21 protein-coding genes are annotated in these 23,285 nt (G+C 35.7%); 15 read left to right on the top strand and 6 right to left on the bottom strand.

Annotation, left to right across the window (positions count from 1 at the left end; all coding sequences use genetic code 11):
* Position 1 precedes the first annotated feature (1 nt).
* Positions 2-1,045 (top strand): cytochrome d ubiquinol oxidase subunit II, encoded by a 1,044-nt coding sequence (locus tag PBT89_RS10000; RefSeq protein WP_270061773.1) that lies wholly within the window; start codon positions 2-4, stop codon positions 1,043-1,045.
* 78 nt (positions 1,046-1,123) lie between these two features.
* Complete coding sequence (locus PBT89_RS09995) at positions 1,124-2,179, top strand: glycoside hydrolase family 43 protein (protein ID WP_270061772.1); 1,056 nt, start codon at positions 1,124-1,126, stop codon at positions 2,177-2,179.
* Between the two features lie 51 nt (positions 2,180-2,230).
* Here PBT89_RS09995 and PBT89_RS09990 read toward each other — a convergent pair whose 3' ends face one another.
* Together PBT89_RS09990 and PBT89_RS09985 are read right to left on the bottom strand one after the other, a co-directional pair.
* The gene (locus PBT89_RS09990) at positions 2,231-2,425 is read right to left on the bottom strand and encodes a helix-turn-helix transcriptional regulator (protein ID WP_084841532.1); all 195 of its coding nucleotides are present in this window, start codon (positions 2,423-2,425) and stop codon (positions 2,231-2,233) included.
* On the bottom strand, positions 2,422-2,835 hold the full coding sequence (locus tag PBT89_RS09985; protein WP_270061118.1) for a hypothetical protein: 414 nt from the start codon (positions 2,833-2,835) through the stop codon (positions 2,422-2,424). Before PBT89_RS09985 ends, PBT89_RS09990 begins: the two co-directional genes overlap by 4 nt.
* A gap of 174 nt (positions 2,836-3,009) precedes the next feature.
* On the opposite strand from PBT89_RS09985, the gene PBT89_RS09980 reads away from it, so the two are divergent.
* The 3 genes from PBT89_RS09980 to PBT89_RS09970 all read left to right on the top strand — a co-directional run bounded on the left by PBT89_RS09980 (position 3,010) and on the right by PBT89_RS09970 (position 8,091).
* Positions 3,010-4,041, top strand: coding sequence for an MBL fold metallo-hydrolase (locus tag PBT89_RS09980; protein WP_270061771.1), 1,032 nt, complete (start codon positions 3,010-3,012; stop codon positions 4,039-4,041).
* A 39-nt stretch (positions 4,042-4,080) separates the two neighbouring features.
* On the top strand, positions 4,081-7,482 hold the full coding sequence (locus PBT89_RS09975) for a VIT domain-containing protein (protein ID WP_270061770.1): 3,402 nt from the start codon (positions 4,081-4,083) through the stop codon (positions 7,480-7,482).
* 63 nt (positions 7,483-7,545) lie between these two features.
* Positions 7,546-8,091 (top strand): hypothetical protein, encoded by a 546-nt coding sequence (locus tag PBT89_RS09970; protein ID WP_270061769.1) that lies wholly within the window; start codon positions 7,546-7,548, stop codon positions 8,089-8,091.
* 1 nt (position 8,092) lies between these two features.
* On the opposite strand, the gene PBT89_RS09965 is transcribed toward PBT89_RS09970, so the two are convergent.
* Complete coding sequence (locus tag PBT89_RS09965) at positions 8,093-9,655, bottom strand: M1 family metallopeptidase (RefSeq protein ID WP_270061768.1); 1,563 nt, start codon at positions 9,653-9,655, stop codon at positions 8,093-8,095.
* A gap of 101 nt (positions 9,656-9,756) precedes the next feature.
* On the bottom strand, positions 9,757-10,749 hold the full coding sequence (locus PBT89_RS09960) for an aldo/keto reductase (RefSeq protein ID WP_270061767.1): 993 nt from the start codon (positions 10,747-10,749) through the stop codon (positions 9,757-9,759).
* A gap of 203 nt (positions 10,750-10,952) precedes the next feature.
* Between PBT89_RS09960 and PBT89_RS09955 the strand changes: the two genes are divergently transcribed.
* The 9 genes from PBT89_RS09955 to PBT89_RS09915 all read left to right on the top strand — a co-directional run bounded on the left by PBT89_RS09955 (position 10,953) and on the right by PBT89_RS09915 (position 20,179).
* Positions 10,953-11,834 (top strand): sterol desaturase family protein, encoded by an 882-nt coding sequence (locus tag PBT89_RS09955; protein ID WP_270061766.1) that lies wholly within the window; start codon positions 10,953-10,955, stop codon positions 11,832-11,834.
* 16 nt (positions 11,835-11,850) lie between these two features.
* Positions 11,851-13,188 carry an MBL fold metallo-hydrolase gene (locus tag PBT89_RS09950; protein WP_270061765.1) on the top strand — a complete coding sequence of 446 codons (1,338 nt, stop codon included), beginning with the start codon at positions 11,851-11,853 and terminating at the stop codon, positions 13,186-13,188.
* A 304-nt stretch (positions 13,189-13,492) separates the two neighbouring features.
* The gene (locus tag PBT89_RS09945; RefSeq protein WP_270061764.1) at positions 13,493-13,978 is read left to right on the top strand and encodes an acetyl-CoA carboxylase biotin carboxyl carrier protein subunit; all 486 of its coding nucleotides are present in this window, start codon (positions 13,493-13,495) and stop codon (positions 13,976-13,978) included.
* Between the two features lie 27 nt (positions 13,979-14,005).
* Entirely contained in the window at positions 14,006-15,460 is a 1,455-nt protein-coding gene (gene accC / locus PBT89_RS09940; protein ID WP_270061763.1) for an acetyl-CoA carboxylase biotin carboxylase subunit, read from the top strand.
* Positions 15,461-15,587: 127 nt separating this feature from the next.
* Complete coding sequence (locus PBT89_RS09935; protein ID WP_270061762.1) at positions 15,588-17,132, top strand: acyl-CoA carboxylase subunit beta; 1,545 nt, start codon at positions 15,588-15,590, stop codon at positions 17,130-17,132.
* Positions 17,133-17,440: 308 nt separating this feature from the next.
* Positions 17,441-18,007: a helix-turn-helix domain-containing protein gene (locus PBT89_RS09930; protein ID WP_270061761.1), complete on the top strand. Its 567-nt coding sequence runs from the start codon at positions 17,441-17,443 to the stop codon at positions 18,005-18,007.
* A 140-nt stretch (positions 18,008-18,147) separates the two neighbouring features.
* Positions 18,148-19,050, top strand: coding sequence for an NAD(P)-dependent oxidoreductase (locus PBT89_RS09925; RefSeq protein WP_270061760.1), 903 nt, complete (start codon positions 18,148-18,150; stop codon positions 19,048-19,050).
* A gap of 151 nt (positions 19,051-19,201) precedes the next feature.
* Positions 19,202-19,762: a YeeE/YedE family protein gene (locus tag PBT89_RS09920; RefSeq protein WP_270061759.1), complete on the top strand. Its 561-nt coding sequence runs from the start codon at positions 19,202-19,204 to the stop codon at positions 19,760-19,762.
* Positions 19,763-19,765: 3 nt separating this feature from the next.
* Positions 19,766-20,179: a DUF6691 family protein gene (locus PBT89_RS09915; protein ID WP_270061758.1), complete on the top strand. Its 414-nt coding sequence runs from the start codon at positions 19,766-19,768 to the stop codon at positions 20,177-20,179.
* Between the two features lie 226 nt (positions 20,180-20,405).
* On the opposite strand, the gene PBT89_RS09910 is transcribed toward PBT89_RS09915, so the two are convergent.
* Positions 20,406-21,035 (bottom strand): trimeric intracellular cation channel family protein, encoded by a 630-nt coding sequence (locus PBT89_RS09910; protein ID WP_270061757.1) that lies wholly within the window; start codon positions 21,033-21,035, stop codon positions 20,406-20,408.
* A 184-nt stretch (positions 21,036-21,219) separates the two neighbouring features.
* On the opposite strand from PBT89_RS09910, the gene trxB reads away from it, so the two are divergent.
* A complete protein-coding gene (trxB, locus tag PBT89_RS09905) occupies positions 21,220-22,200 on the top strand; it encodes a thioredoxin-disulfide reductase (RefSeq protein WP_270061756.1) in 981 nt (326 codons plus the stop codon).
* A 181-nt stretch (positions 22,201-22,381) separates the two neighbouring features.
* On the opposite strand, the gene PBT89_RS09900 is transcribed toward trxB, so the two are convergent.
* Positions 22,382-23,200: a GIN domain-containing protein gene (locus tag PBT89_RS09900; protein WP_270061755.1), complete on the bottom strand. Its 819-nt coding sequence runs from the start codon at positions 23,198-23,200 to the stop codon at positions 22,382-22,384.
* Positions 23,201-23,285 lie beyond the last annotated feature (85 nt).

Here is a 23,285-nt window from a genome sequence, read left to right as displayed (position 1 = left end):
TATGTTATACGTAGTTTTATTTTTCTTACTGTTTTCGCTCTTGCTGTATGTTCTTTTGGGAGGAGCCGATTTTGGCGCCGGTATAGTAGAACTTTTTTCTTCCAGAGAAAATAAAAAAGTAAATCGTGATACCATTTATAGAGTAATGGGACCAATTTGGGAAGCCAACCATATTTGGTTAATTATCCTTATTGTTATTTTATGGATTGCTTTTCCAATATACTTCAATATTATTATTATCTATTTGCATGTGCCTTTAACTTTAGTGCTTTTGGGAATTACCATGCGTGGTGTTTCATTTATTTTTAGGCATTACGATGCATTCGAAGATAAATCTCAACTGGTTTATAATAGTTTATTTCGATTCTCAAGTTTTGTAACACCGGTTTTTTTAGGGATGTGTTTCGCTGCGCTTGTTGGTGGGGAATTGATAGTTACTGAAGATTATACCAATTACGGCTTTTACGATCTTTTTATGCAGCCTTGGTTTAATGGATTTAGTATTTTGATGGGATTATTTTATGCTTCACTTTGTGCATTTTTAGCCTCAACTTTATTAATAGGCGAAAGTAAAGGTGATATAAGAAATATGTATATCCGAAAATCAAAAATCTTTACAGGTATTCTAGTAATTCTTGGGTTTATTTTAATCGCTTACGGATTTTTTAATGAGATTGCTTTTATAAGGGATTTTGTAACAAATCCAATCTCTATTGTTTGTATTATACTTTCAGGAATTTTATTATTTCCATTGTGGAAATATATACGTTCTGGTCGTAGAGTTCTAAGTAGGTATTTTGCCGGTCTTCAAGTGGTTTTAGTACTTTTTGCAGCATTGATCGCTCATTTTCCGTATGTTATCATTACTTCAGAAGAAGAAATCAGTCTATTAGAAAATATATCACCAGATAGTGTAATTATGGTTTTAGGAATATCTTTGATTATAGGAGGTGGAGTGATATTGCCGGGATTATTTCATTTAATGAAATCTTTTAAAATGATTAAAATTTTTGAAAGAGATGAGCAGCAATTTCAAGAAAAATAATTAAGTGTAAAAACTGCACTTAACTTTTGTTTTTTGTCAAAATGTTAGATATTAGACAATAAATCTATAATCTTTCAAATGTCATTTAAATTTAACATTTCAAGCTATCTTTTACTAGGGATTGTTTTTGCTTCATTTAGTAGTTGTAAAAATGCTGAAGTTTCAGATCAGCAAAAAGCTGATATAAAATCAGAATCTCAACAAATCACCTACCATAATCCAATTGTAGCGCAGCGTGCCGATCCATGGGTTTTAAAAGCTGCGAATGGTACTTATTATTTTATTGCTACATCGCCAGAGTACGATCGTATAGAAATGCGCCAGTCTAAAACGATAAATGGGCTAGGAACTGCCGAACCCAAAGTAATCTGGACAAAGCATGAAACCGGTAAAATGGGAGCTCATATTTGGGCTCCGGAGCTGCATAAAATTGACGGAAAATGGTATGTCTATTTTGCTGCAGGAGAAGTAGAAGATGTATGGAAAATAAGAATGTTCGCGTTGTCTAATGACTCAGAAGATCCTATGGAAGGCGATTGGAAAGAAGAAGGACAAATACAAACCAATAGAGATTCCTTTTCTTTAGATGCAACTACTTTTGAGCATAATGGAGAACATTATTATGCATGGGCACAAGCCGTTAGAGAAGAAGGAGGAACTTCAATTTTGTTATCTAAAATGGAGTCTCCCACTAAACTTAAAGGTGAAGAAATTGAAATCACAAATCCTGAGTATGATTGGGAGCGTATAGGTTACCTGGTTAATGAAGGACCGGCGGTTATTAAAAGAAACGGAAAAATTTTTATGACTTATTCTGCAAGTGCAACAGATGCGAACTATGCGATGGGGTTGTTATGGGCAGAGGAAGACGCCGATCTAATGAATCCAGATTCATGGCACAAATCTGAAAAGCCTGTTTTCTCTACAAATGCTGAATTAAGACGATTTGGTCCCGGCCATAGTTCATTTACAGTTGCTGAAGATGGTGAGACCGATGTTCTAATTTATCACGCAAGAGTTTACGAAAAAATAAGAGGTAATTCTTTATATGATTTTAATCGTCATACAAGAGCAAGAATCTTTACATGGGATGAAAATGGTTTCCCGGATTTCGGGCAGGATATAACAGACTAATTTTTAATATGATAATAAACAAAAAATCGCCATTCGGCGCTTTTTTTGTTATTACTCTTCATCCTGAAAAATGTCTTCAATTTTCAGATTAAATAATCTGGCGATTTTAAATGCCAGTGGCAAACTGGGATCAAATTTGCCTTTTTCGATTGCATTTATGGTTTGCCTAGACACTTCAACGCGATTGGCCAATTCTGCCTGCGTAATGTTTTGCTCGGCTCGTAATACTTTGATTCGATTTTTCATTTGTAACGAGCATTTCCAATTAACATTGCAACCAAATAAGTGATTCCCATGACGAAAACCAAATGAGAGATTTCAGCATTAAAGGAGATCAGGTTAGTGGTATCTAACATAGAGTAACTAATTCCAACGATCAATGTAATTCCTAAAGTTATAGCCATAGCATCCATACTTATTTTACGCTGTAAGGGATCCTGGCTGTTAAGATGTTTTCGATTGATTAATATCATACCAAACCCTACAAGAGCGTTTATTATGATCATTACAATGGTAATGATTTTATTTTCGTTCCAGATAAATTTTGGGCCAAAGGCAACAAATGCCAAGGTGAAAACCCATAAAAATGTCCATACAGCCAAAGCATTAGTGTTCTTTTTTAATTCACTGCGCCAGTTATTTTGTTTTGCTTTCATAAGTAAAATGTATTTAACTAAAAGTAAAGTTTGTTTTACAAATATAGGCTGGTTTTTTAAAATGTCAAGTTTTGTTTACATTTTTATTTTTTCTGAAATATTTAATAAGTCAATCCAACCTTAATAAATACCTTTATACAACAACTTCAGATTCATTGTTATACCCTATAAATTATGATCAAGCAATTTGGAAAAGCCCCATCTGGTAAGCGATTAGCAAGAATGCAAGAATGCAAAAATTTTAAAGATGGAAGATTTCAGAACATAGAAGAAACCTCGGTAAACCCTAATAACGTATCGATGTTCGCAATGATGGAGGATATGCGAAATCGCCCAAAATCGGTAAATCCTTCAAACAAAATCCCTTCTGTAAAGACCAATCTTAACACTATAGAAGCTGAAGAGCCTTCTTTTGTATGGTTTGGACATTCTTCTTATTTACTGAAAATAAAAGAGTATACTATTTTGGTAGATCCTGTATTTAGCGGAAATGCTTCACCGGTTTCTTTCTTCGGAAAAGCTTACGATGGCGCCAATGAATATGGAGTAGAGGACATGCCTGAAATTGATATTTTACTGCTTACGCACGATCATTACGATCATTTAGATTATCCAACGATAGAAAAGCTAAAACCGAAGGTAAAACGAGTGGTTTGTTCCTTAGGAGTTGGTGCGCATTTAGAATACTGGGAATATTCAGAAAGAATGATTACCGAATTAAATTGGTGGGAATCTGAAAAAATTAATAACAATTTTAAAATTACCGCTACGCCTGCCCGTCATTTTTCAGGGCGTTTATTTAAGCGTGGCAATACGCTGTGGTCGTCTTTTGTTTTTGAAGTTTTCGGATACAAATTATATTTAGGTGGTGATTCAGGATATAGTCCGCAGTTTAAAGAAATAGGAAATAGCTTTGGAGGTTTTGATTTGGCAATTATGGAATGTGGACAATACGGGAAAAACTGGCCGCAGATTCACAATTTTCCAGAAGAAATGGTAAAAGCTGCAAACGATCTACAAGCCAAAAAAGTAATTCCTGTTCATTGGGCAAAATTCACCCTTTCTACCCATCCATGGAATGAACCTATAAAACGTTTTACAAAAGCGGCTAATAAGGAAAAGCTTGCTTATGTAAGTCCGAAAATTGGCGAATTATATCAATTGAATCAGGAATTTAAGCAGGAAGTTTGGTGGGATTTTGAATAATTTCGATTAAATTCATAGGATATATCATACTCCTTACCTATGAAAAAATTGATATTATTTTCTTTTCTGATGTTTCAGGCAAGCCTGACATTGTTTTCTCAGAACCCACCAGAAATTAAGGTTGGCAAGAAAAAACTGGATCTTGCAAAACTAAACTTAGATGTGAAAATTGCCGGAAACCTAGCCACCACAACATTCGAATTATTTTTCTACAATCCAAACGATGAAAGACTGGAAGGTGAGTTAAATTTCCCACTAGGCGAAGGCCGGGAAGTAAGCCGGTTCGCCTTAGATATCAACGGAAAGCTAAGAGAAGCGGTAATTGTTGAAAAGGAGAAAGCTCGCGTAGCTTTTGAAAGTACGGTTAGACGACGTATCGATCCTGCATTGCTTGAGAAAACACAGGGAAATAATTATAAAGCACGAATTTTTCCTATTGAAGCGAAATCTTATAAACGTGTAGTTTTGGCTTATGATGAAGAATTGATTCTGAATAAAGGTGAGTTATTTTATCAATTACCGTTAGAATATGATTTAAAACTCGATAATTTCAACTTAAAAATTAGCGTGGCCGGTATTGATGATGCTTCTATTTTAAAATCAAACTTGAAATTTGAGAGTTCTGGTGGAAATTTAGTTTCAGAAATTGAGAAGGAGAACTTTAAATTAGATCAGGATTTTATTTTCAGAATTGCTAAAAATGATTCAAAACCAACATTTGTAGCTCAGGATGACTTTTTTTACTGGTATAATTCTATTGAAGCCAAAGAGCGCATCAGGCCAAAACCTTCAAAAATCAGTATCTTTTGGGATGTTTCGTATTCAGAAAAAGATAGGCAAATTCAAAAGGAAATCGATCTTCTAAAAAGCTATTTTGAGTATTTAAGAAAAGTAGAAGTCGAGATAATTACTTTCGACTATAAAGAGCGAAAAAAATCTACTTTTAAAGTCGAAAACGGAGACTCTAAAGCACTTTTCGAATTTTTAAAATCTCTAATTTATGACGGTGGCACGGCTTACAATAAATTAGATTTTAATAGTGAAGATAGTGAGGCTATTTTATTATTTAGCGATGGTTTAGACAATTTTGGAGGTTTTAAGGAGGAATTTAATAGTCCAATTTTCGCTATAAACAGCAAAACCTCAGCAGATCATAAAGAGCTTCAACAGGTTTCTTTGCAATCTGGCGGAAATTATATCAATCTTAAAAATTCGGGCTTAGAAGAAGCAATTTCAAAACTGAAAAATCAGCCTTTGTTATTCTTAGGAGCAACTTCAGAAGATAATTCGCTTGAAATTTATCCAAAAGAGAAAAAAATACTCAATAAAGATTTTACACTAACCGGTAAAGGTTTTGAAAATACAACGATCACTTTAAAATTTGGGTTTGGTAATGAAGTAGTGAATACGATCGAGATTAATCCTGTGGATGCGATCGATGTTAAAGATTGGGGAATCGATAAGAAATGGGCGAATCAAAAAATTGATTTCTTAAATGTCCAAAATGAGGATTTAGAAGCCAAAATTGTTGAAGTTAGCGAAGATTATCAGGTACTTTCAGATTATACATCCTTGTTGGTTTTAGATCGACTTTCAGATTATATCGAGTACGAAGTCACGCCACCAGACGAAATGTTAGCGGAGTATCAGGATGCGATGCGTCGTAAAAAATCCAGTCTTGCAAATCACCAAAATAACCTGAAAGCAAAACGTTTATTGATTATTGATGGATATAACGATATTCAAAAATGGTACGGGAAAACGCCCAAAATCGATATTTCAAAAGATACTATTTCTCAAAGAACCAACGATCCTGTGACTAACGTAGTAGATTCAGGCGAGGAAGCTCCAGATCGTGAATCAAGTTTAAATTCAACATCTAATTCAAATTCAGGAGAAGATATTCCCGGTAATGAGAATTCAAATCATTTAGTAAAAGGAAACGTAAAGGCGGCAGGAGATGATTTTGCTTTACCGGGTGTGAATGTTATTGTTAAAGGAACCTCAAACGGAGTTCAAGCCGATTTTGACGGAAATTATCAAATTTATGTAGACGAAGGTGAAAAATTGATTTTCAGCTATATTGGTTTTGAAACTCAGGAAGTAGTTGTTACAGGAGATCTAATTGATGTAGAATTAGAAGAAAATGCTTCAACTTTAAATGAAGTAGTGGTTATGGGTTATGAGAGCGAATCGTCAAATACTAGGACGAGTGCTGTAACCGAGTTACAGGGTAGGATTGCAGGAATTCAGGTAGTAAACGATGAAGAAGAAATTGTAAGTATAAGAGGTGCTGCTAGTTTATCTAATAAAAACCCAATTTATATTGTAAATGGAAATTTAGTTAGTGAAATGCCCAATTTGGATGCTGATGATATAGCCGAGTTTTACAATATAAATTCAGAAAATGCCACTAAACTTTATGGTGCTCAAGCGGCCGGCGGTGTAGTTGTTATTAAAACCAAAGAGCTTTCAAAAAAGGAAAAAGATAAAATAACTGAATTAGAATTAAAAATTAAAGACGAACTGGAATTAAAAGGATGGAATCCAAATTCAGCATATATTAGGCAACTCAAAAGAACAAATTCTGCGGAAGAAGCCTATCAATTATATCTCCAATTAAGAGAAGAATATAATAATATGCCATCTTTCTATATGGATGTGGCCGATTATTTTCTGAGCCAAAAAGAAACTGAAAAAGCCTTCAGAATTATTTCTAATATAGCTGAAATCGAATTGGATAATTATGAGTTGAGCCGAGCCTTAGCTTATAAACTGGAAGCGGAAGGAAAAACAGGAATGGCCGAGTATATTTATACCAAAGTTTTAGAATTGCGCCCTGAAGATATCCAGTCTTATCGTGATATGGCATTAATTAAAATTGAAAATGGGCATTTTCAGGAAGCTTTAGAATTGCTTTACAAAATTGTAAGTGGTGAATTAGTAGAAAAAGATGAAGCACGCAGATTTTCTGGAATCGAGGACATTTCTTTTGTTGAAATGAATAACCTAATCACGCTTCATAAAAATGAACTGGATTTATCGAATATTGATAAAAAGTTTATTAGTCCAATGAAAATGGATCTTCGCGTGGTGGTCGACTGGAATCACAACGATACTGATATTGATCTTTGGGTGATCGATCCTAAAAATGAAAAATGCTGGTACAAAAGTAAAAAAACAAAAATAGGCGGGAAACTTTCTGATGATATGACCGAAGGCTTTGGACCTGAGTCTTTTAAATTAAAAGAGGCTATAAGCGGTAATTACGAGATGTTTATTGATTATTATAGCGATAATGTTCAGAAAATATCTGGGCCAACATTTTTAAAAATCACAGTTTTCAAAAATTACGGAACCAAAGATCAGCAAAAAACATTAAAAGTTTATAGATTAGAAAATAGTGACGACGAGCTAAAAGTCGGCGAAATAAACTTCTAAAATTTGCTAAAAACTAGGTATTTAACTGGATTGGGATTTTTGGCTATCGGTTTTTTGCTTAAAATGCTTTTTACGCATTTAATAGATTACTGGGCATTAATAAAACATGTAAGTGTTATTTTTATTTTTTTAGGCTTATGCTTTTTATTTGCAGGAATTTTTGTGCGATCTGAAAATATAGAAAAAGGAACTTTCAAAAAAGATCCTGTAACCTATAGCATGGTAACATTAATGCAAATACTACTTATAGTTGGGGTAGCTGGCTTTGCAATTGTAACAGAGCACATTGCCGAAGGAGCAAATTACTATCTTACTAAGGCAATTATTAAAAATTCTTACCAAAAAACAACAGCTAGCGTTACAGGCGAGCAAGCAATCAAAACAAATATTAGTGACAAAGGCTACGAAAAGTTTGCAGTTTTCCAATACCCGAATAATTACGGTACCATCGAAAACCAGGGCATTAAGTTAAATCCTAAACTTCGGAAGAAATTAATACGAAGATCTATCAATTATCGAAATGGTCAATTTAGTACGAGATTGCAGGGACAGCAGTTTGTGATACACTATTCCACCAGGTTTCCTTCTATGTTTATAATCGCTGAATAACTTACAGTGCTTCCTCAAATAGTAAATTAGTGTTTGGATCTAAATCTATCGATACCGGTTTTTCTGAAACTTCAATCTCAAAAGTTTCTTTCTTTTTAGTAATATCAAATTCGATAGTTTTTGGCTCCTTTGTGGCAAAATTTAGTTGAAGCTCTAACGGAAATTTAAATTGATTTTTCTGAAGCTGTATAACCGTAATTTTAAGTGTTCCATTTTTAAAACTTTGATCGATTTTCAATTTCGGCTGGCCGTATTGCGTGGTCCATTGCTCAAAAAATAGATCTAAATCTTCTCCTGAAGCTGCTTCAAATTCAGCTTGTAGATCTGCTGAAGTCGCATTACTGAATTTATATTTTTGATAATATTCTCTAATAGCATTCCAAAAATTATCGTCGCCAACTTTTCTGCGAAGCATATGCAACACCCATGCACCTTTTTGATAGGAGTTTGGATTCAGCAATTCCATTAAATCGGTTCTGGAACTATCGATTACCGCCGTTTTTGTCGTTTGACTAAAACCGATTACCTGACGTCGTTCTTCCTGTAATTTCTCGTCTAATTTTGATTTTCCGTATTTATGCTCAGCATACAGATCGGTAAAATAAGTGGCAAAACCTTCGCTTAGCCAAAGATGCGACCAGTCAATTTCGGAAGCGGAATCTCCAAACCACTGATGTGCAATTTCGTGTGCTAAAAGAAATTCTGATGAACGTTTCCCATCAACCGAATTTTCAAAATAAAAGATATTTCCGGCGTTTTCCATTCCGCCATATCGAGTGGTCGATTGTACATTTGCCAATTTTGTAAACGGAAAAGGCGCAATATTTTCAGTAAAAAATGATAAGATTTCTTCTGCTTGTGCATAATCGTAAAAACCAGCTTCCTTATTTTCAGGGTACACCCAAGATGAAAGCGGAATTTTATCAATTTCTCCCAAATGCTGTACGGCAAATTCAGCCACGCCAATCACCATCACTTTGGTAGGTAAGTTTAATGGCGAAGAATATACATAAAGCGTTTTCTCTTCGTTAAGATTGGTCATTTCTTGAAGTGTTCCTGTAGCCACAACCTGATATTTTGAAGGTGCAGACACATAAAAAGAAACCTTCGCTTTATCTGAAGGATGATCGATTACCGGCAACCATAGATGTGCTCTATTTGGCCAGTTATCACCAAAAAAAGTACGGTCTCCATATTTATTTTCACTAATTATGAGTCCGTCTTTTGGCACCCCATGATAATAGATCGTAATTTCTTCTTCAGAAGTAGTTCTGATGCTTAATTTCTCTTCGGAATGTTTGAAATCTAGAATTTTACCATTTTGAAGAATACTGTCTACACTCATTCCTTTACCATTTTCTTCCGAAGCAAAATCCAGCGCTAAAACATCTGAATCTTCTGTGTATTTAAAATCGATAAGTGTTTTTCCTTTAATGACATCATTATTATCATTCAGGTCCAGATGAAATTCATATTCTAGGATATCTACTTTTGGGTTCTGAGCTAATAAGAGAGCAGGTGCCAGAATATTCAGAAAAGAGAGAAGAAAAAAATTACGTTTCATTTTATCGATTTTGGTCGTTAAAATTAATGTTTTCATAGTAGCTAGAAAATAAAAAAGCCGTTTCATTACTAAGAAACGGCTTTTTCGAGATTAATTATTTTTTAGAATTGCGGAGTTTCACAACGCTCGTCAATTAATCCTTCGCTTTTAAGATCTACCCAAAAGTCTTTTGGGATTTTCGCATTAAAAGCTTTCATGTTTTCGATGGTTTGGTAAGGCTTGCTGGCTCCGGCTAAAACGGTGTCGACAACCTTTGGTGCATAAGAAAACTGTATCGCAGCTTTCGCAAGATCAACATCGTAATTATCTGCAATTTTGATCATCTTTTTATAGCGAGCGTCAACATCTTCCGGCATTTCCCCAGCATAGTTGTAGCGCTTTTGTCCGCCTAACAACCCTGCATTAAAAGGAGCTGCTACAATTAGACCAACACCGCTTTCTTCAACTTTAGGAAATAAACGGTCTAAAGAATCTTTATGGTCGATCAAGGAATATTGTATTGCAGATAGAAACAAATCTGGATCTGCATAATCAATTGTTCTTAAAATAGGTTCTAACGTGTTTACGCCGAGTCCCCAACCTTTAATTAATCCTTCTTCGCGCATTTTGCTAAGTTCTGGCATGGCACCTTTTTTAGCAATTTCAAAATGCTCTTCCCAATCGCCAAGATCGGCATTGTTATCTGGAGAAAGATCGTGGATAAATGCATAATCTATACTTTCTACGCCAAGTCGCTGCAAACTATCCTCTACAGATCGTCGAACAGCTTCCGCCGAATAATCATAGCGATAATCAAATGGAGAAGGGTCTACCCATTGTGTATCTGGAATATTTTTGGTTGGAGTAAACAAACGACCAACTTTGGTCGATAAAATATAATCTTCTCGTTTCTTATTTTTTAGAAAATGCCCTATACGGCGCTCGCTTAAACCCAAACCATACCAGGGAGAGGTGTCGTATTGTCTAATGCCGCATTCCCAAGCAGCTTCAAGCGTTTCCCAGGATTGTTTGTCACTCACTTTTTCAAAACCGTTACCAACAGCAACGCCACCAAATGCCAGTTTTTCAAGTTTTAAATTTTTCTTCTTACTCATTTCCTTCTTTTCTTTAATCTGAATTTAGCGGGAAATTACTAAAGAATATTTTTATAATGCCTATGTTTAACGGCTTATAACACTAAAAGCTTTTCGCGTGTTAAGATTTCGTTGACTTCTATAACTGTATAAAACAGCATTGTAACAAAAGTTACTGGTCTTGCTTAAGGTTTTATTTACTTTTGCTCTGGAAGAAATTAAAAATGGACAAATACGTAAAAATAATTCAGGATTCGTTTACCGGGTATTTTGATTATCTGGTGCAGGAGATCATTAATCCTTCCTGGACCAATTATTTTTATTGGTTAATTGCCATTTCGTTATTTGTCTGGATTTTGGAAATTGTACTGCCCTGGCGTAAAGATCAGCCGATCTTAAGAAAAGGTTTTTGGCTGGATGGTTTTTATATTTTATTCAATTTTTTCCTGTTTTCGTTGATTGGTTACAATGCCTTATCAAATATTGGTGTAGCGCTTTTCAATGATTTTCTGGGACTTTTTGGAGTTGAAAATATAGTGGCCTTAAATATCCAAAACCTTCCTGTTTGGGGGCAGTTGATGATTATGTTCGTGATTGCCGATTTTATTCAGTGGAATGTTCACCGCCAGTTGCATAGGCGTTCCTGTTTATGGCAATTTCATAAAGTACATCATAGCGTAAAACAAATGGGGTTCGCAGCGCAGTTCAGGTTTCATTTTATGGAAACGATTGTTTATAAAACCGCACAGTATATCCCGTTGGCGATGATAGGTTTTGGGATTCAGGAGTTTTTTATAGTGCATATGTTTAGTGTCTTGATTGGGCATTTAAACCACGCAAACGTGGGCTGGAATTATGGATTTTTAGGCTATATTTTTAATAACCCAAAAATGCATATCTGGCATCACTCCAAAGCTTTACCAAAGTCACATCCCTATGGAATGAATTTCGGACTCAGTTTGAGTATTTGGGATTATCTTTTTAAGACAGCCTATATTCCGAAGAGCGGAAAAAATATCGAATTGGGTTTTGAAGGAGACGATAATTTCCCGGAAAGTTTTAAAGAGCAAATGGTTTTTCCGTTTAAAAATAAAGAAGTGAAATAACGAAAGAATATAAAAAATGATTATAAAACAGTTTAATGACGAGGCTTTAGCACATTATTCGTATGCAATTATAAGTGAAGGTGAAATGGCGCTGGTAGATCCGTCTAGAAATCCCATGGTGTATTATAAGTTTGCTGAAGAACACAATGCGAAGATAGTAGCGGTTTTTGAAACCCATCCTCATGCCGATTTTATTAGCAGTCATTTACAAATTCATGAAGAAACTGCAGCAACTATTTTTGTAAGTAAATTGGTAGGTGCAGATTATGATCATAAAAGTTTTGACGAAGGCGATACGTTCGAATTAGGAAAAGTTACTTTTAGCGCTTTAAACACGCCAGGTCATAGTCCAGATAGTATTACGGTCGTTGCCAAGGATGGAGAAGACACTGCGCTATTTACCGGAGATACCTTATTTATAGGAAATGTTGGCCGGCCAGATTTGCGTGAAAACGCCGGGAATATGAAAACCAAGCGTATCGATCTTGCCAAGCAAATGTATAACACCATGCAAACTAAATTTAACGATCTGCCAGATGATGCTTTGGTATATCCGGCACATGGAGCAGGCTCGTTGTGTGGTAAGAATATGAGTAGCGATTCTTCCAGTACCTTAGGAAATGAACGTATGGGAAACTGGGCGTTCAAAGAACAAACGGAGGATGAATTTGTAGACGAAATTCTAAAAGATCAGCCGTTTATACCATCTTATTTTGGTTTTGATGTAGATATCAACAAAGCTGGAGCTTTAAACGTACAGAAAGCAAAATATAATGTTCCGGTTTTTCTAAATGTAGATGAAGTTGAAGAAGGTTTAACGATCGTGGATACACGAAGTGTAGACGATTTTAAAAAATCCCATTTACCGGGAAGTATCAATATTATGGCGACATCGCCTAAGCAAAAGTTTGAAACATGGTTAGGAGCGATCATTCAGCCAAAAGAAGCTTTTTATTTAGTGGTGGCTTCAGTCGAGGATATTGATGTCTTATTAGAGCGTGTTGCAAAAATTGGTTACGAAAAATATCTAAAAGCGATCATTACTGTTGCTGAAGATCTTGAAGGTTCTACCGAATTTTTAGATGTAGAGGCTTTTAAAGAAAATCCCTCAGCATATACCATTTTGGATATTAGAAATATTTCTGAAGTTGAAGAAGGAAAGTTTTTTGAAAGTGCGATTGCCATTCCACTAAACGAATTAAGAGATCGTACCGAAGAAATCCCTACCAATAAACCAATCGTTGTGCATTGTGCCGGTGGTTATCGATCTGCAGCCGGTAGCAGTATTGTAGATAAACAATTAAGCGGAATTAAAGTTTTTGATCTAAGTGATGCTGTAAATGATTTCAAATAAATAAAATTGATATTTTCTTTTATAAAATTTTGAGGTAGTCCCAATTTCTAATTGAAATTGGGATTTTTCTTTATACTGAAATTCGATATTGTAATTTCTATATTCGTCATTCCGGACTTGATTCAAAATCTCATTCAGATTTTAAAATAGCACTCTGAGGATGAGACCCTGAATCAAGTTCAGGGTGACGGTTCTTGCATGGTTTGTTATAATTTTAATAAATTATTATTCATTAATTAAAAACCTTATTAATTTTCTATATTTACAAGGCTTGTTGCTTAAAATGAGTAATAATTGATAACGTATGAGGAAAAAGTTTAAGATTAAAGTGAATGAAGCATCAGAATTTGAATTTACCGAAGACCAGATTTCAGATTTAGACATTCAAACTACTGATAATGCAAGTTTTCATGTACTTCATAAACATAAATCTTTTAAAGCTTCCGTAGAAAAAAGCGATTTTCTAAAAAGGCAATATTCGATAAAAATCAACTCCAATATTTACAATATCAATATCGCAAACGATTTAGATCTGTTAATCGAAAAGATGGGGCTTTCACTGGGGTCTGCGCAATTGATCAATAACATTAAAGCGCCTATGCCGGGATTGATTCTGGAAGTGAACGTTCAAGAGGGCGCAGTAGTGAAAGAAGGTGATTATTTACTGGTTTTAGAAGCTATGAAGATGGAAAATACAATTACAGCGCCAAGAGACGGAGTAGTAAAAAGTATCCAGATCAAAAAAGGCGAAACTGTAGAGAAAAATCAATTGCTTATCGAAATGGAGTAATCTCTATTCCCCTAAAACCCATGATAAATGAAAAAAATATTAGTAGCAAACCGTGGAGAGATTGCTCTTCGAGTACTTAAAACTATTCAGAAAATGGGCATTAAAACCGTGGCTATTTTTTCTGAAGCAGATAGAAATGCGCCGCACGTAAAATTTGCTGATGAGGCGGTTTGTGTTGGCCCTGCACCTTCTAATCAGTCTTATTTATTAGGAGATAAAATTATTGAAATTTGTAAAGAATTAAATGTTGATGGTATTCATCCCGGCTACGGATTTTTAAGTGAAAATGCCACTTTTGCCGAAGCAGTAGAAGATGCCGGTATCACGTTCATCGGTCCGCGTAGTAAAGCTATACGAATCATGGGCAGCAAGCTCGCAGCCAAAGATGCGGTAAAGAAATACGATATTCCGATGGTTCCCGGAATCGATGAAGCGATCAGAGATACCGTAAAAGCTAAAAAGATCGCTGCAGAAATTGGTTATCCTATTTTGATAAAAGCTTCCGCAGGTGGCGGCGGAAAAGGAATGCGAGTGGTAGAGCAGGAAAAAGATCTGGAAGATCAAATGAAACGTGCCATTAGCGAAGCCGAATCTGCCTTTGGGGATGGTTCTGTTTTTATCGAAAAGTATGTAGCTTCTCCACGACATATCGAGATTCAGATTTTGGCCGATATGCATGGGAATACATTGCATTTATTTGAGCGAGAATGTTCGGTACAACGTCGGCATCAAAAAGTGATAGAAGAAGCTCCATCTATAGTTTTAGATGAGAAACTTCGTGACGAAATGGGAAAAGCAGCCGTTCGCGTTGCAGAAGCCTGTGATTATGTTGGAGCGGGTACCGTGGAGTTCTTATTCGATGAAAATCGAAACTTTTATTTTTTAGAGATGAATACAAGACTTCAGGTAGAGCATCCCGTAACCGAATATATCACAGGAGTAGATCTAGTTGAAGAGCAAATTAAAATTGCAAGGGGAGAGGAACTCAACATCAAACAGGATGATCTGAAAATTACTGGTCATGCGCTAGAGTTGCGTGTTTATGCTGAAGATCCTATGGATAATTTTCTACCAAGCGTTGGAAAATTGGAGAAATATAAAATTCCTAACGGAGAGAAAATTCGGGTGGATAATGGATTTGAAGAAGGGATGGATGTACCGATCTATTACGATCCTATGCTGGCAAAATTAATTACCTACGGAAAAAATCGAGAAGAAGCGATCCAATTAATGATCAAAGCGATCGATGATTACCAGGTGGAAGGTGTTTCTACAACGCTGAGTTTCGGGAAATTTGTTTTTGAACATGAAGCTTTTACTTCAGGAAATTTTGATACCCATTTTGTAAAGAAATATTATTCCCCTGAAAAGCTTCAAAATGAAATTGAAGAAGAATCCAAATTGGCCGCTTTAATTGCTTTAAGACAATATTTAAAAGATCAGGAAAAACTAAGATTACCAATTACTGAAGCCAGAGAGTAAGCGCAGTAGGCAGTTATCAGTTAGGGTAAATTTGAAAATGTGCTAATTTGTCAATTTGGAAATTCTAATCGATAGCATTACTACTGAAAGCTGAATGCTAGCAGCTGACAGCTAAACATTAAAACCCATGAGTAAGAAAAATATAGAGCAATTAAATCAAAGAATTGAACAGGCGCATCTTGGCGGTGGTGAAAAACGAATAGCGAAGCAGCACGAAAAGAAAAAGCTTACTGCAAGAGAACGGGTTGATTATCTGCTAGACGAAGGTTCTTTTGAAGAAATAGGGATTTTGGTAACACATCGTACAACCGATTTTGGAATGCAGGATCAAAAGTTCTATGGCGATGGCGTTGTTACGGGTTACGGTACGATTAATGGCCGACTGGTTTATGTTTTTGCTCAGGATTTTACGGTTTTTGGTGGAGCGCTGTCTGAGACTCATGCTGAAAAGATCTGCAAAGTAATGGATCTGGCGGTTAAAACCGGCGCGCCGATAATTGGTTTAAATGATTCTGGTGGAGCGCGAATTCAGGAAGGTGTTAGATCTCTTGGTGGTTATGCCGATATTTTTCATCGTAATGTTAAAGCTTCAGGAGTGATTCCGCAGATCTCCGCTATTATGGGCCCTTGTGCCGGTGGAGCGGTGTATTCTCCCGCAATGACCGATTTTACAATCATGGTAGAGGATACCAGTTATATGTTTGTGACCGGGCCAAATGTGGTGAAAACGGTAACTAATGAAAATGTAACTTCAGAAGAGTTGGGCGGTGCGAGTACGCATTCCACAAAATCTGGTATTACTCATTTAACGGCCAATAACGATATTAGCTGTTTAGAGGATATCAAAAAGCTGATTAGTTACATGCCTCAAAACAACAAACAAAAGACCGAAAAGTTGCCTTTTGAACCACAGGATGAGATTCGTCAAAAACTGGACGAAATTATTCCCGATAGTTCTAATAAACCTTATGATATGCATTTGGTTATTGAAGGGATTATCGATGCGGATTCTTTCTTTGAAATTCATAAGGCTTATGCCGATAACATCATCGTTGGTTTTGCAAGATTAGGTGGTAGAAGTATTGGTATTGTTGCTAATCAGCCAATGAGTTTAGCCGGAGTTTTAGATGTGGACAGTTCTAAAAAAGCGGCTCGTTTTACACGTTTTTGCGATTGTTTTAATATTCCGATATTGGTTTTAGTTGATGTACCTGGATTTTTACCGGGAACCGATCAGGAATGGAATGGGATTATTCTAAATGGTGCTAAATTGTTGTATGCGCTGAGTGAAGCGACCGTGCCAAAAGTAACCGTGATTACCAGAAAAGCTTATGGTGGTGCTTACGATGTTATGAACAGCAAACATATTGGTGCCGATATGAATTTTGCCTGGCCAAGTGCTGAAATTGCCGTTATGGGAGCCAAAGGTGCAAGTGAAATAATTTTCAGAAAAGAAATTAAAGAAGCTGAAGATCCCGAACAAAAATTAACCGAAAAAGAAGCTGAATATGCAGAAAAATTCGCTAATCCTTTTGAAGCTGCACAACGCGGATTTATTGATGAGGTAATTATGCCAAAAGACACGCGCAGAAAATTATTAAAAGCCTTTAGTATGCTCGAAAATAAAGCGGTTCTAAGACAAGATCGTAAGCATGGGAATATCCCATTATAGAGTTTAGACGGCTAAGCTGTTAGATTTGAGATATTAGATCGCTCTGTTTTTAGAATCTGGATTTTTTTATTTTGAATGCTGAATGCTGAATGTAATCTCGACCTTGTGGAGAGATCTCTTTTATAGCAAAAGAATAATATAAATTCAATACTTTAATTATAACCATAAATTAAAAACTCAGGATTTGATCTAGCTTAAACCCTTAATTTTACTGGTATTGGCAAATATGACGTAGATATGTCGTAAGCTCGACGCAAGCCTTTTTAATCCCTGAACATAGATTTGCTGAAAGATTTAACTTTGTAATTATGAAAAACAGCAAACTCTCTGAAAGAGTAACCGAGCTACGTAACCGAAAAGGATTTTCACAAGAAGTTTTAGCCGAAGAATCTGGATTAAGTTTGCGAACCATTCAGCGCATCGAAAATGGCGAAACAGCGCCACGCGGTGATACTTTACAGCGAATAGCAAAAGGACTCGGGGTTACTTCCGAAGATCTTATCGATTGGAAACTTCAAAAAAACGATAGTTATTTAGCGATTCTTAATGCGTCGGCACTAACATTTATATTCTTTCCTCTTTTAGGGATTTTGATTCCTATGCTCATGTGGATTTCAAAAAGGAAAGAAATCGCTAATGTTGAAAAAATGGGAAAGCTTGTTCTTAATTTTCAAATTAGTTGGTTTATAACTTATTGCGTATTTTTTTTAATAGGTGTTATGAGTAAAATTATGCACTATAGTTTTGCCAATAAAGCGCTAATTTTCATTGGTGTTTTATACGTTTTCAATGCTATTTTGATCTTATTCAATGTAAAAAGAGCTAAAAATGGTAAAAATGTAAACTATTTTATTTCAATACCTTTTCTACGGTAGTTATATATTAAGTTTCAGGAGCAACTGCTGTAAACCGTCAATCGTGAACTATTTCTTTTCATTCCACAGCTGTCAGCTAAAAGCTGAATGCTAATGGCTAAAAATCTTCGAATTTTTCTTATGTTCCCAAAAAATTATAGATGAAATTCAAAAAAATCGCCTGTGTCGATTATACAAAAATGAACGATGAAGCTATTGCTCAGCTTCAGGAATATTCCGAAGAAAAAATAATTCATCCTGATGATTTCCCGGAAACCGATGAGGAAATTTTAAATAGAATTGGTGATGCTGAGGTGATCTTTGTTTCCTGGAAAACGCAGATCACAGAAGAAATTATTCAAAAAAGCCCTAATCTTAAATATATTGGGATGTGCTGTAGTTTATTCGATGATGCGTCAGCCAATGTTGCAGTAGATTATGCACGCGATAACGGAATTACGGTAACCGGTATTTTTGATTATGGCGATCCCGGAGTAGCAGAATTTGTGATTTCAGAATTGATCATGCTTATCCACGGTTATGCTGAAAAGCAGTGGAAGGAAATTCCGCAAGAACTTACCGATCTTAAAATTGGGATTATAGGTCTTGGTGTTACCGGGCAGCTTTTGGCCGATTGTTTATTGCCTTTTGGTGCCGATTTGTATTACTTCAGCAGAAGCAGAAAACTTCAATACGAACAAAAAGGACTGGAATATTTAGAGCTGGATGAACTTTTAGAAACGATAGATGTAATTTCTATTCATCTTCCCAAAAATCTGGAGATTTTTCAACCAGAACATTTTGAGAAATTTGGTAACGGAAAAATATTTATCAATACTTCTTTAGGAATGCCGTTCGATTTAGAAGCTTTTCGAAATTGGATAAAATCGACCTCAAATTTTGCGATTTTCGATGGAGATGCTAAAAAAGATGTTCCGCAGGATATTCAGGAAAGAAAGAATGTGGTGATCGGGAAGAAAAGCGCCGGCTGGACGCTGAAAACGCAAGAGCGATTATCGGAGAAAGTGCTGAGTAATTTTAAAGAATACCTTCAGGAAAATTGATGTAATTTTAGAAATGAATCATAATATGAAATTCCGGATCAAGTCCGGAATGACGAGAATATCAAATCTTAGATTTTATGTTTATTCAATAGTGTAACTAATGTTACAAGCTGTTTCCTTAATTTCCGGTTTATTTGCACAAAAGAAGATTATGAATTGGATTTTTGAACCCTGGCCGTGGTATGTTTCTGGGCCATTGATCGCATTTACCATGTTTTTGCTCCTATTTATGGGCCGTCAGTTTGGAATGTCTTCCAACCTGCGAACCATGTGTAGCATGTGTGGTGCAGATAAGAAAGCAGATTTTTTTAATTTCGATTGGAGAGCACAGCAATGGAATTTACTGGTATTGCTAGGTGCTGTAATTGGTGGCTTTATCGCACATTTTTATTTGAGCGACGATCCAACTACCGTTGCGATTTCTTCAGAAACAGTTCAGGATTTAAACAATCTTGGTTTTGAAAGTGCCGGGAAAGCCTATTTACCAACTGAATTATTTTCAACAAATGTTTTTTCTGAACCGCTTACGCTTTTTGTGCTTTTAATAGGTGGAATTTTAATTGGATTTGGAGCAAGGTATGCCGGTGGATGTACTTCTGGACATGCGATTTCAGGATTAAGCAATCTGCAATTACCATCATTAATTGCCGTAATTGGCTTTTTTATTGGTGGTTTGGTAATGATTCACTTTTTATACCCATTAATATTTTAAGCAATGAGACAGATAGGATTTTTAGTGATAGGAATATTTTTTGGAATTGTGATGTTTAAGTCTGAAGCTGCTTCGTGGTTTAGGATTTACGAGATGTTTAAATTTCAGTCGTTCCGCATGTATGGAATCATTGGTTCAGCGCTATTTTTAGGGGTGATTGGCGTTCAGATAATTAAGAAAAAGAACCTTAAATCTTTCTTTGGAAAGCCAATAACCTTTGTTCCGAAGAATAAAAGCTTTAGCCGCTATATGTTTGGCGGAATCATTTTTGGATTAGGTTGGGCATTAGCAGGAGCTTGCCCGGGACCAATCTACGTTCTAGCAGGCGCAGGTTATTGGCCAATATTAGTGGTTTTTGCCGGAGCTTTGTTAGGAACTTTTTTATACGGACTTCTTCGGAAGAAATTACCACATTAGGAATTATAGCAATTTGGTTTTTATCAGCAATTAGTTCCCTAGAGCTAATTGCTTTTTCTTGGAATCGCCAAATGATCTAAGGCTCAAGGCTTTTCTCGAAATCGAAACTTTCTCTATACTGAATGCTTCGTGGTGATGCCCAAAGTAATTTACTAAGCGAAATTTGAAATTATGGAGATGAAATTTTAGGTGGAGATTTTATGGATTCTTCAACTAAACTTTCAAGTTAATTTTGCTCTTTTTCAGGATAAAAATCAGGGAGTGTGATGTGATATTTTACTGCAAGTAATCTTAAGATTATTACAGTTAGAGACGTTACCAGGTAAGTAATATCAGTATTGATATTTTGATCGTGCATTATAACGAAAATGAGTCCGCCTACCAGACAAGCCGTCGCATAAATTTCTTCTTTTCTAAAAATTACGGGAATTTCGTTACAAAGAATATCCCGAATTACACCACCAAAAGCGCCCGTCATTCCACCTAAAGCAATAGAAATTATAGGATCTAGTTCATTTCTAATTCCTATTTCTACGCCGGTGATTGTAAAAACTCCAAGACCGATCGTATCGAATAAGAAGAGTGATTTCTTTAGATGATTTAAATAATTTCTGAATAAAATGGCCAATATTGTCACTACGCTAATAAGGTAGATGTAGAGTGTGTTTTCCATCCAGGTAACAGGAGTATTACCAATCAAAACATCGCGTAATGTGCCACCACCAATAGCAGTTACAAATGCAATGATAAAAATACCAAAGAGATCTAACCTGCGGTTCATGGCAGATAATGCACCAGAAATCGCAAAAGCTGCGGTACCAAGAATATCGAGTAAATTAAACAGGCTAAACTCCATAATTGGCAAAGGTAATTTTATTGTTTTAAATTTGTAGAAACGCAGTAAGTAATTATTAGTCAGTTAAACAGACTAATATGCTGTAACTATCGATATATAGTAAATCTATATGTGATTTACTGTAAGTTTTTAATTGAAGTTACTACTTTTACAATCGAAATAAAGAATAAGATTTAAAGAACATATGAGCGAGACAATCGAAAGAATTAAGTGTTTGATCATTGGGTCTGGTCCTGCCGGATATACCGCAGCGATTTATGCTTCAAGAGCAGATCTAAAACCAATTATGTATACCGGGATGGAGCCTGGTGGGCAGTTAACTACAACTACCGAGGTTGATAATTTCCCTGGTTATCCTGAAGGTATCGATGGACCGGCCATGATGATGGATCTACAAAAGCAAGCTGAACGTTTTGGTACAGAAGTTCGTATGGGAATGGTTACCGAAGTTGAGTTTAGCAAAGAAGCTGGTGGAATCCATAAAGCTTGTATCGATAATTCTAAATGGGTAGAAGCTGAAACTGTAATTATATCTACAGGAGCTACTGCGAAATATTTAGGATTACCTAGTGAACAAAAATTAAGAGGAGGCGGAGTATCTGCCTGTGCGGTTTGTGACGGATTCTTTTACAAAAATCAGGATGTAGCGATTGTTGGTGGTGGGGACACTGCTGCGGAAGAAGCAACTTATTTAGCAAATATCTGTAGAAAAGTTACGATGTTGGTAAGAAAAGATGAAATGAGAGCTTCTAAAGCGATGCAACATCGTGTAAATAACACCAAAAATCTGGAAGTTCGTTACAATACGGAAGTAGATGAAGTAATCGGTGAGCAAGTGGTTGATGGTTTACGAATGATAAATAATGAGACTGGCGAGAAAGAAGAAATCGAAATCACCGGTTTATTTATCGCGATTGGTCATAAACCCAATACAGATATTTTTAAGGGGCATTTAGATATGGACGAAACCGGTTATCTAATTACTCAGGGAAAATCTACAAAAACAAATATCCCCGGAGTTTTTGCCTCTGGAGATGTACAGGATAAAGAGTATCGCCAGGCAATTACTGCTGCCGGGACTGGTTGTATGGCTGCAATGGATGCTGAACGTTATTTAGCTGAAATCGAAACCACAGAAGAAGAGCAAAAAGAAGTTACTGCCTAAGTATAAGTAGTAATTTACTCATAACTATCAGCAAGGCCGGATTTTAATATCCGGCCTTGCTATTTTAAAATATTTACTCGATAATCATCAAAATTAAATGCTCCGAAGCTTGCCTCCAAATAATAAATAATTTTCTGATAAATGTCTCATGGACTTGCACTGAGGTAATTTACTTGAAATATTAAAACTCAGCTTTCTTTAAAACAGCTTCTCCTGTAAATTTTGCGATTTCGATCTTTGGTGTATTAAAAATGATGGTTTCGCTGCGATCTTCAGCGGTGATGCTTAAATTTTCGGTTACTGAAATTTCGTTTTTAGAACGACCTTCTGCAATAAGCTTAGCATTCGTTGCAGTAAGATTTTTACCCTCAAAAGAGCTGGTGTGTTCTGTTCTTAACTGAAAATCTTCAACTGCTCCTTCAATTTCAGCCTCAGCACGTTCGTAATTATCTAATTTAAAAATTGGAGCATTAACCAAAGCTTTTATTTTACTACTTCCATTTAGTTGGAAATAAGCTTCTTTAGCTTCCAGATTTAATTCAATTTGAGCATCTTCGCCATTTTTAAGCTTAAAATTTGTGGCATTTAAGGTTAGAAATAACTTGGACTTACCCATGGTTTCAATTTCAACATTAGAGAGATTTAAACCTTTTGAAGCATCTAACTCAGCATCTTCTTCAAGTGTAATTTTGGTAATGGTTTCTGGAAATTCAACTTTTATCTCCTGTCGTTTAGAACGTTTAATTTTTTTTGCCGGTTTAATAAAAAGAACCCCATCTACCACATCGGTACGAATTAGATCATGGAGATTCTCGTCGGCCTCAACTTCTGCAAAAGCCGAATTTCCTCTTGCCAGGCTTACCTCAAATTCTCCAGTGATGTGGATTTCAGTAAAATTATCAAGATTTCTCTTTTTATTCACAACATTTCGGTTTCCCACAACTTGCGCTTGTGAAATGAACGTAGCTAAAAACAGTAGGAGACTAATACCTTTTTTCATAATTCTATTTTTCATTCAATAAAGCAATATCAAAAAGAACGCCATAAAACAGATTGTATGAAAACTAAAATACGAAATATCTAGC

Source organism: Zunongwangia sp. HRR-M8 (assembly GCF_027594405.1).
GTDB lineage: Bacteria > Bacteroidota > Bacteroidia > Flavobacteriales > Flavobacteriaceae > Zunongwangia.
The sequence above is the reverse complement of the archived record's forward strand: the minus strand, read 5'-3'. Positions and strand labels throughout refer to the sequence as shown.

Bases quoted from the DNA above. Each gene is read 5' to 3' on its own strand.
- PBT89_RS10000 (WP_270061773.1), top strand. From the start codon at position 2: ATGTTATACGTAGTTTTATTTTTCTTACTGTTTTCGCTCTTGCTGTAT.
- PBT89_RS09995 (WP_270061772.1), top strand. From the start codon at position 1,124: ATGTCATTTAAATTTAACATTTCAAGCTATCTTTTACTAGGGATTGTT.
- PBT89_RS09990 (WP_084841532.1), bottom strand. From the start codon at position 2,425: ATGAAAAATCGAATCAAAGTATTACGAGCCGAGCAAAACATTACGCAG.
- PBT89_RS09985 (WP_270061118.1), bottom strand. From the start codon at position 2,835: ATGAAAGCAAAACAAAATAACTGGCGCAGTGAATTAAAAAAGAACACT.
- PBT89_RS09980 (WP_270061771.1), top strand. From the start codon at position 3,010: ATGATCAAGCAATTTGGAAAAGCCCCATCTGGTAAGCGATTAGCAAGA.
- PBT89_RS09975 (WP_270061770.1), top strand. From the start codon at position 4,081: ATGAAAAAATTGATATTATTTTCTTTTCTGATGTTTCAGGCAAGCCTG.
- PBT89_RS09970 (WP_270061769.1), top strand. From the start codon at position 7,546: ATGCTTTTTACGCATTTAATAGATTACTGGGCATTAATAAAACATGTA.
- PBT89_RS09965 (WP_270061768.1), bottom strand. From the start codon at position 9,655: ATGAAACGTAATTTTTTTCTTCTCTCTTTTCTGAATATTCTGGCACCT.
- PBT89_RS09960 (WP_270061767.1), bottom strand. From the start codon at position 10,749: ATGAGTAAGAAGAAAAATTTAAAACTTGAAAAACTGGCATTTGGTGGC.
- PBT89_RS09955 (WP_270061766.1), top strand. From the start codon at position 10,953: ATGGACAAATACGTAAAAATAATTCAGGATTCGTTTACCGGGTATTTT.
- PBT89_RS09950 (WP_270061765.1), top strand. From the start codon at position 11,851: ATGATTATAAAACAGTTTAATGACGAGGCTTTAGCACATTATTCGTAT.
- PBT89_RS09945 (WP_270061764.1), top strand. From the start codon at position 13,493: ATGAGGAAAAAGTTTAAGATTAAAGTGAATGAAGCATCAGAATTTGAA.
- accC (WP_270061763.1), top strand. From the start codon at position 14,006: ATGAAAAAAATATTAGTAGCAAACCGTGGAGAGATTGCTCTTCGAGTA.
- PBT89_RS09935 (WP_270061762.1), top strand. From the start codon at position 15,588: ATGAGTAAGAAAAATATAGAGCAATTAAATCAAAGAATTGAACAGGCG.
- PBT89_RS09930 (WP_270061761.1), top strand. From the start codon at position 17,441: ATGAAAAACAGCAAACTCTCTGAAAGAGTAACCGAGCTACGTAACCGA.
- PBT89_RS09925 (WP_270061760.1), top strand. From the start codon at position 18,148: ATGAAATTCAAAAAAATCGCCTGTGTCGATTATACAAAAATGAACGAT.
- PBT89_RS09920 (WP_270061759.1), top strand. From the start codon at position 19,202: ATGAATTGGATTTTTGAACCCTGGCCGTGGTATGTTTCTGGGCCATTG.
- PBT89_RS09915 (WP_270061758.1), top strand. From the start codon at position 19,766: ATGAGACAGATAGGATTTTTAGTGATAGGAATATTTTTTGGAATTGTG.
- PBT89_RS09910 (WP_270061757.1), bottom strand. From the start codon at position 21,035: ATGGAGTTTAGCCTGTTTAATTTACTCGATATTCTTGGTACCGCAGCT.
- trxB (WP_270061756.1), top strand. From the start codon at position 21,220: ATGAGCGAGACAATCGAAAGAATTAAGTGTTTGATCATTGGGTCTGGT.
- PBT89_RS09900 (WP_270061755.1), bottom strand. From the start codon at position 23,200: ATGAAAAAAGGTATTAGTCTCCTACTGTTTTTAGCTACGTTCATTTCA.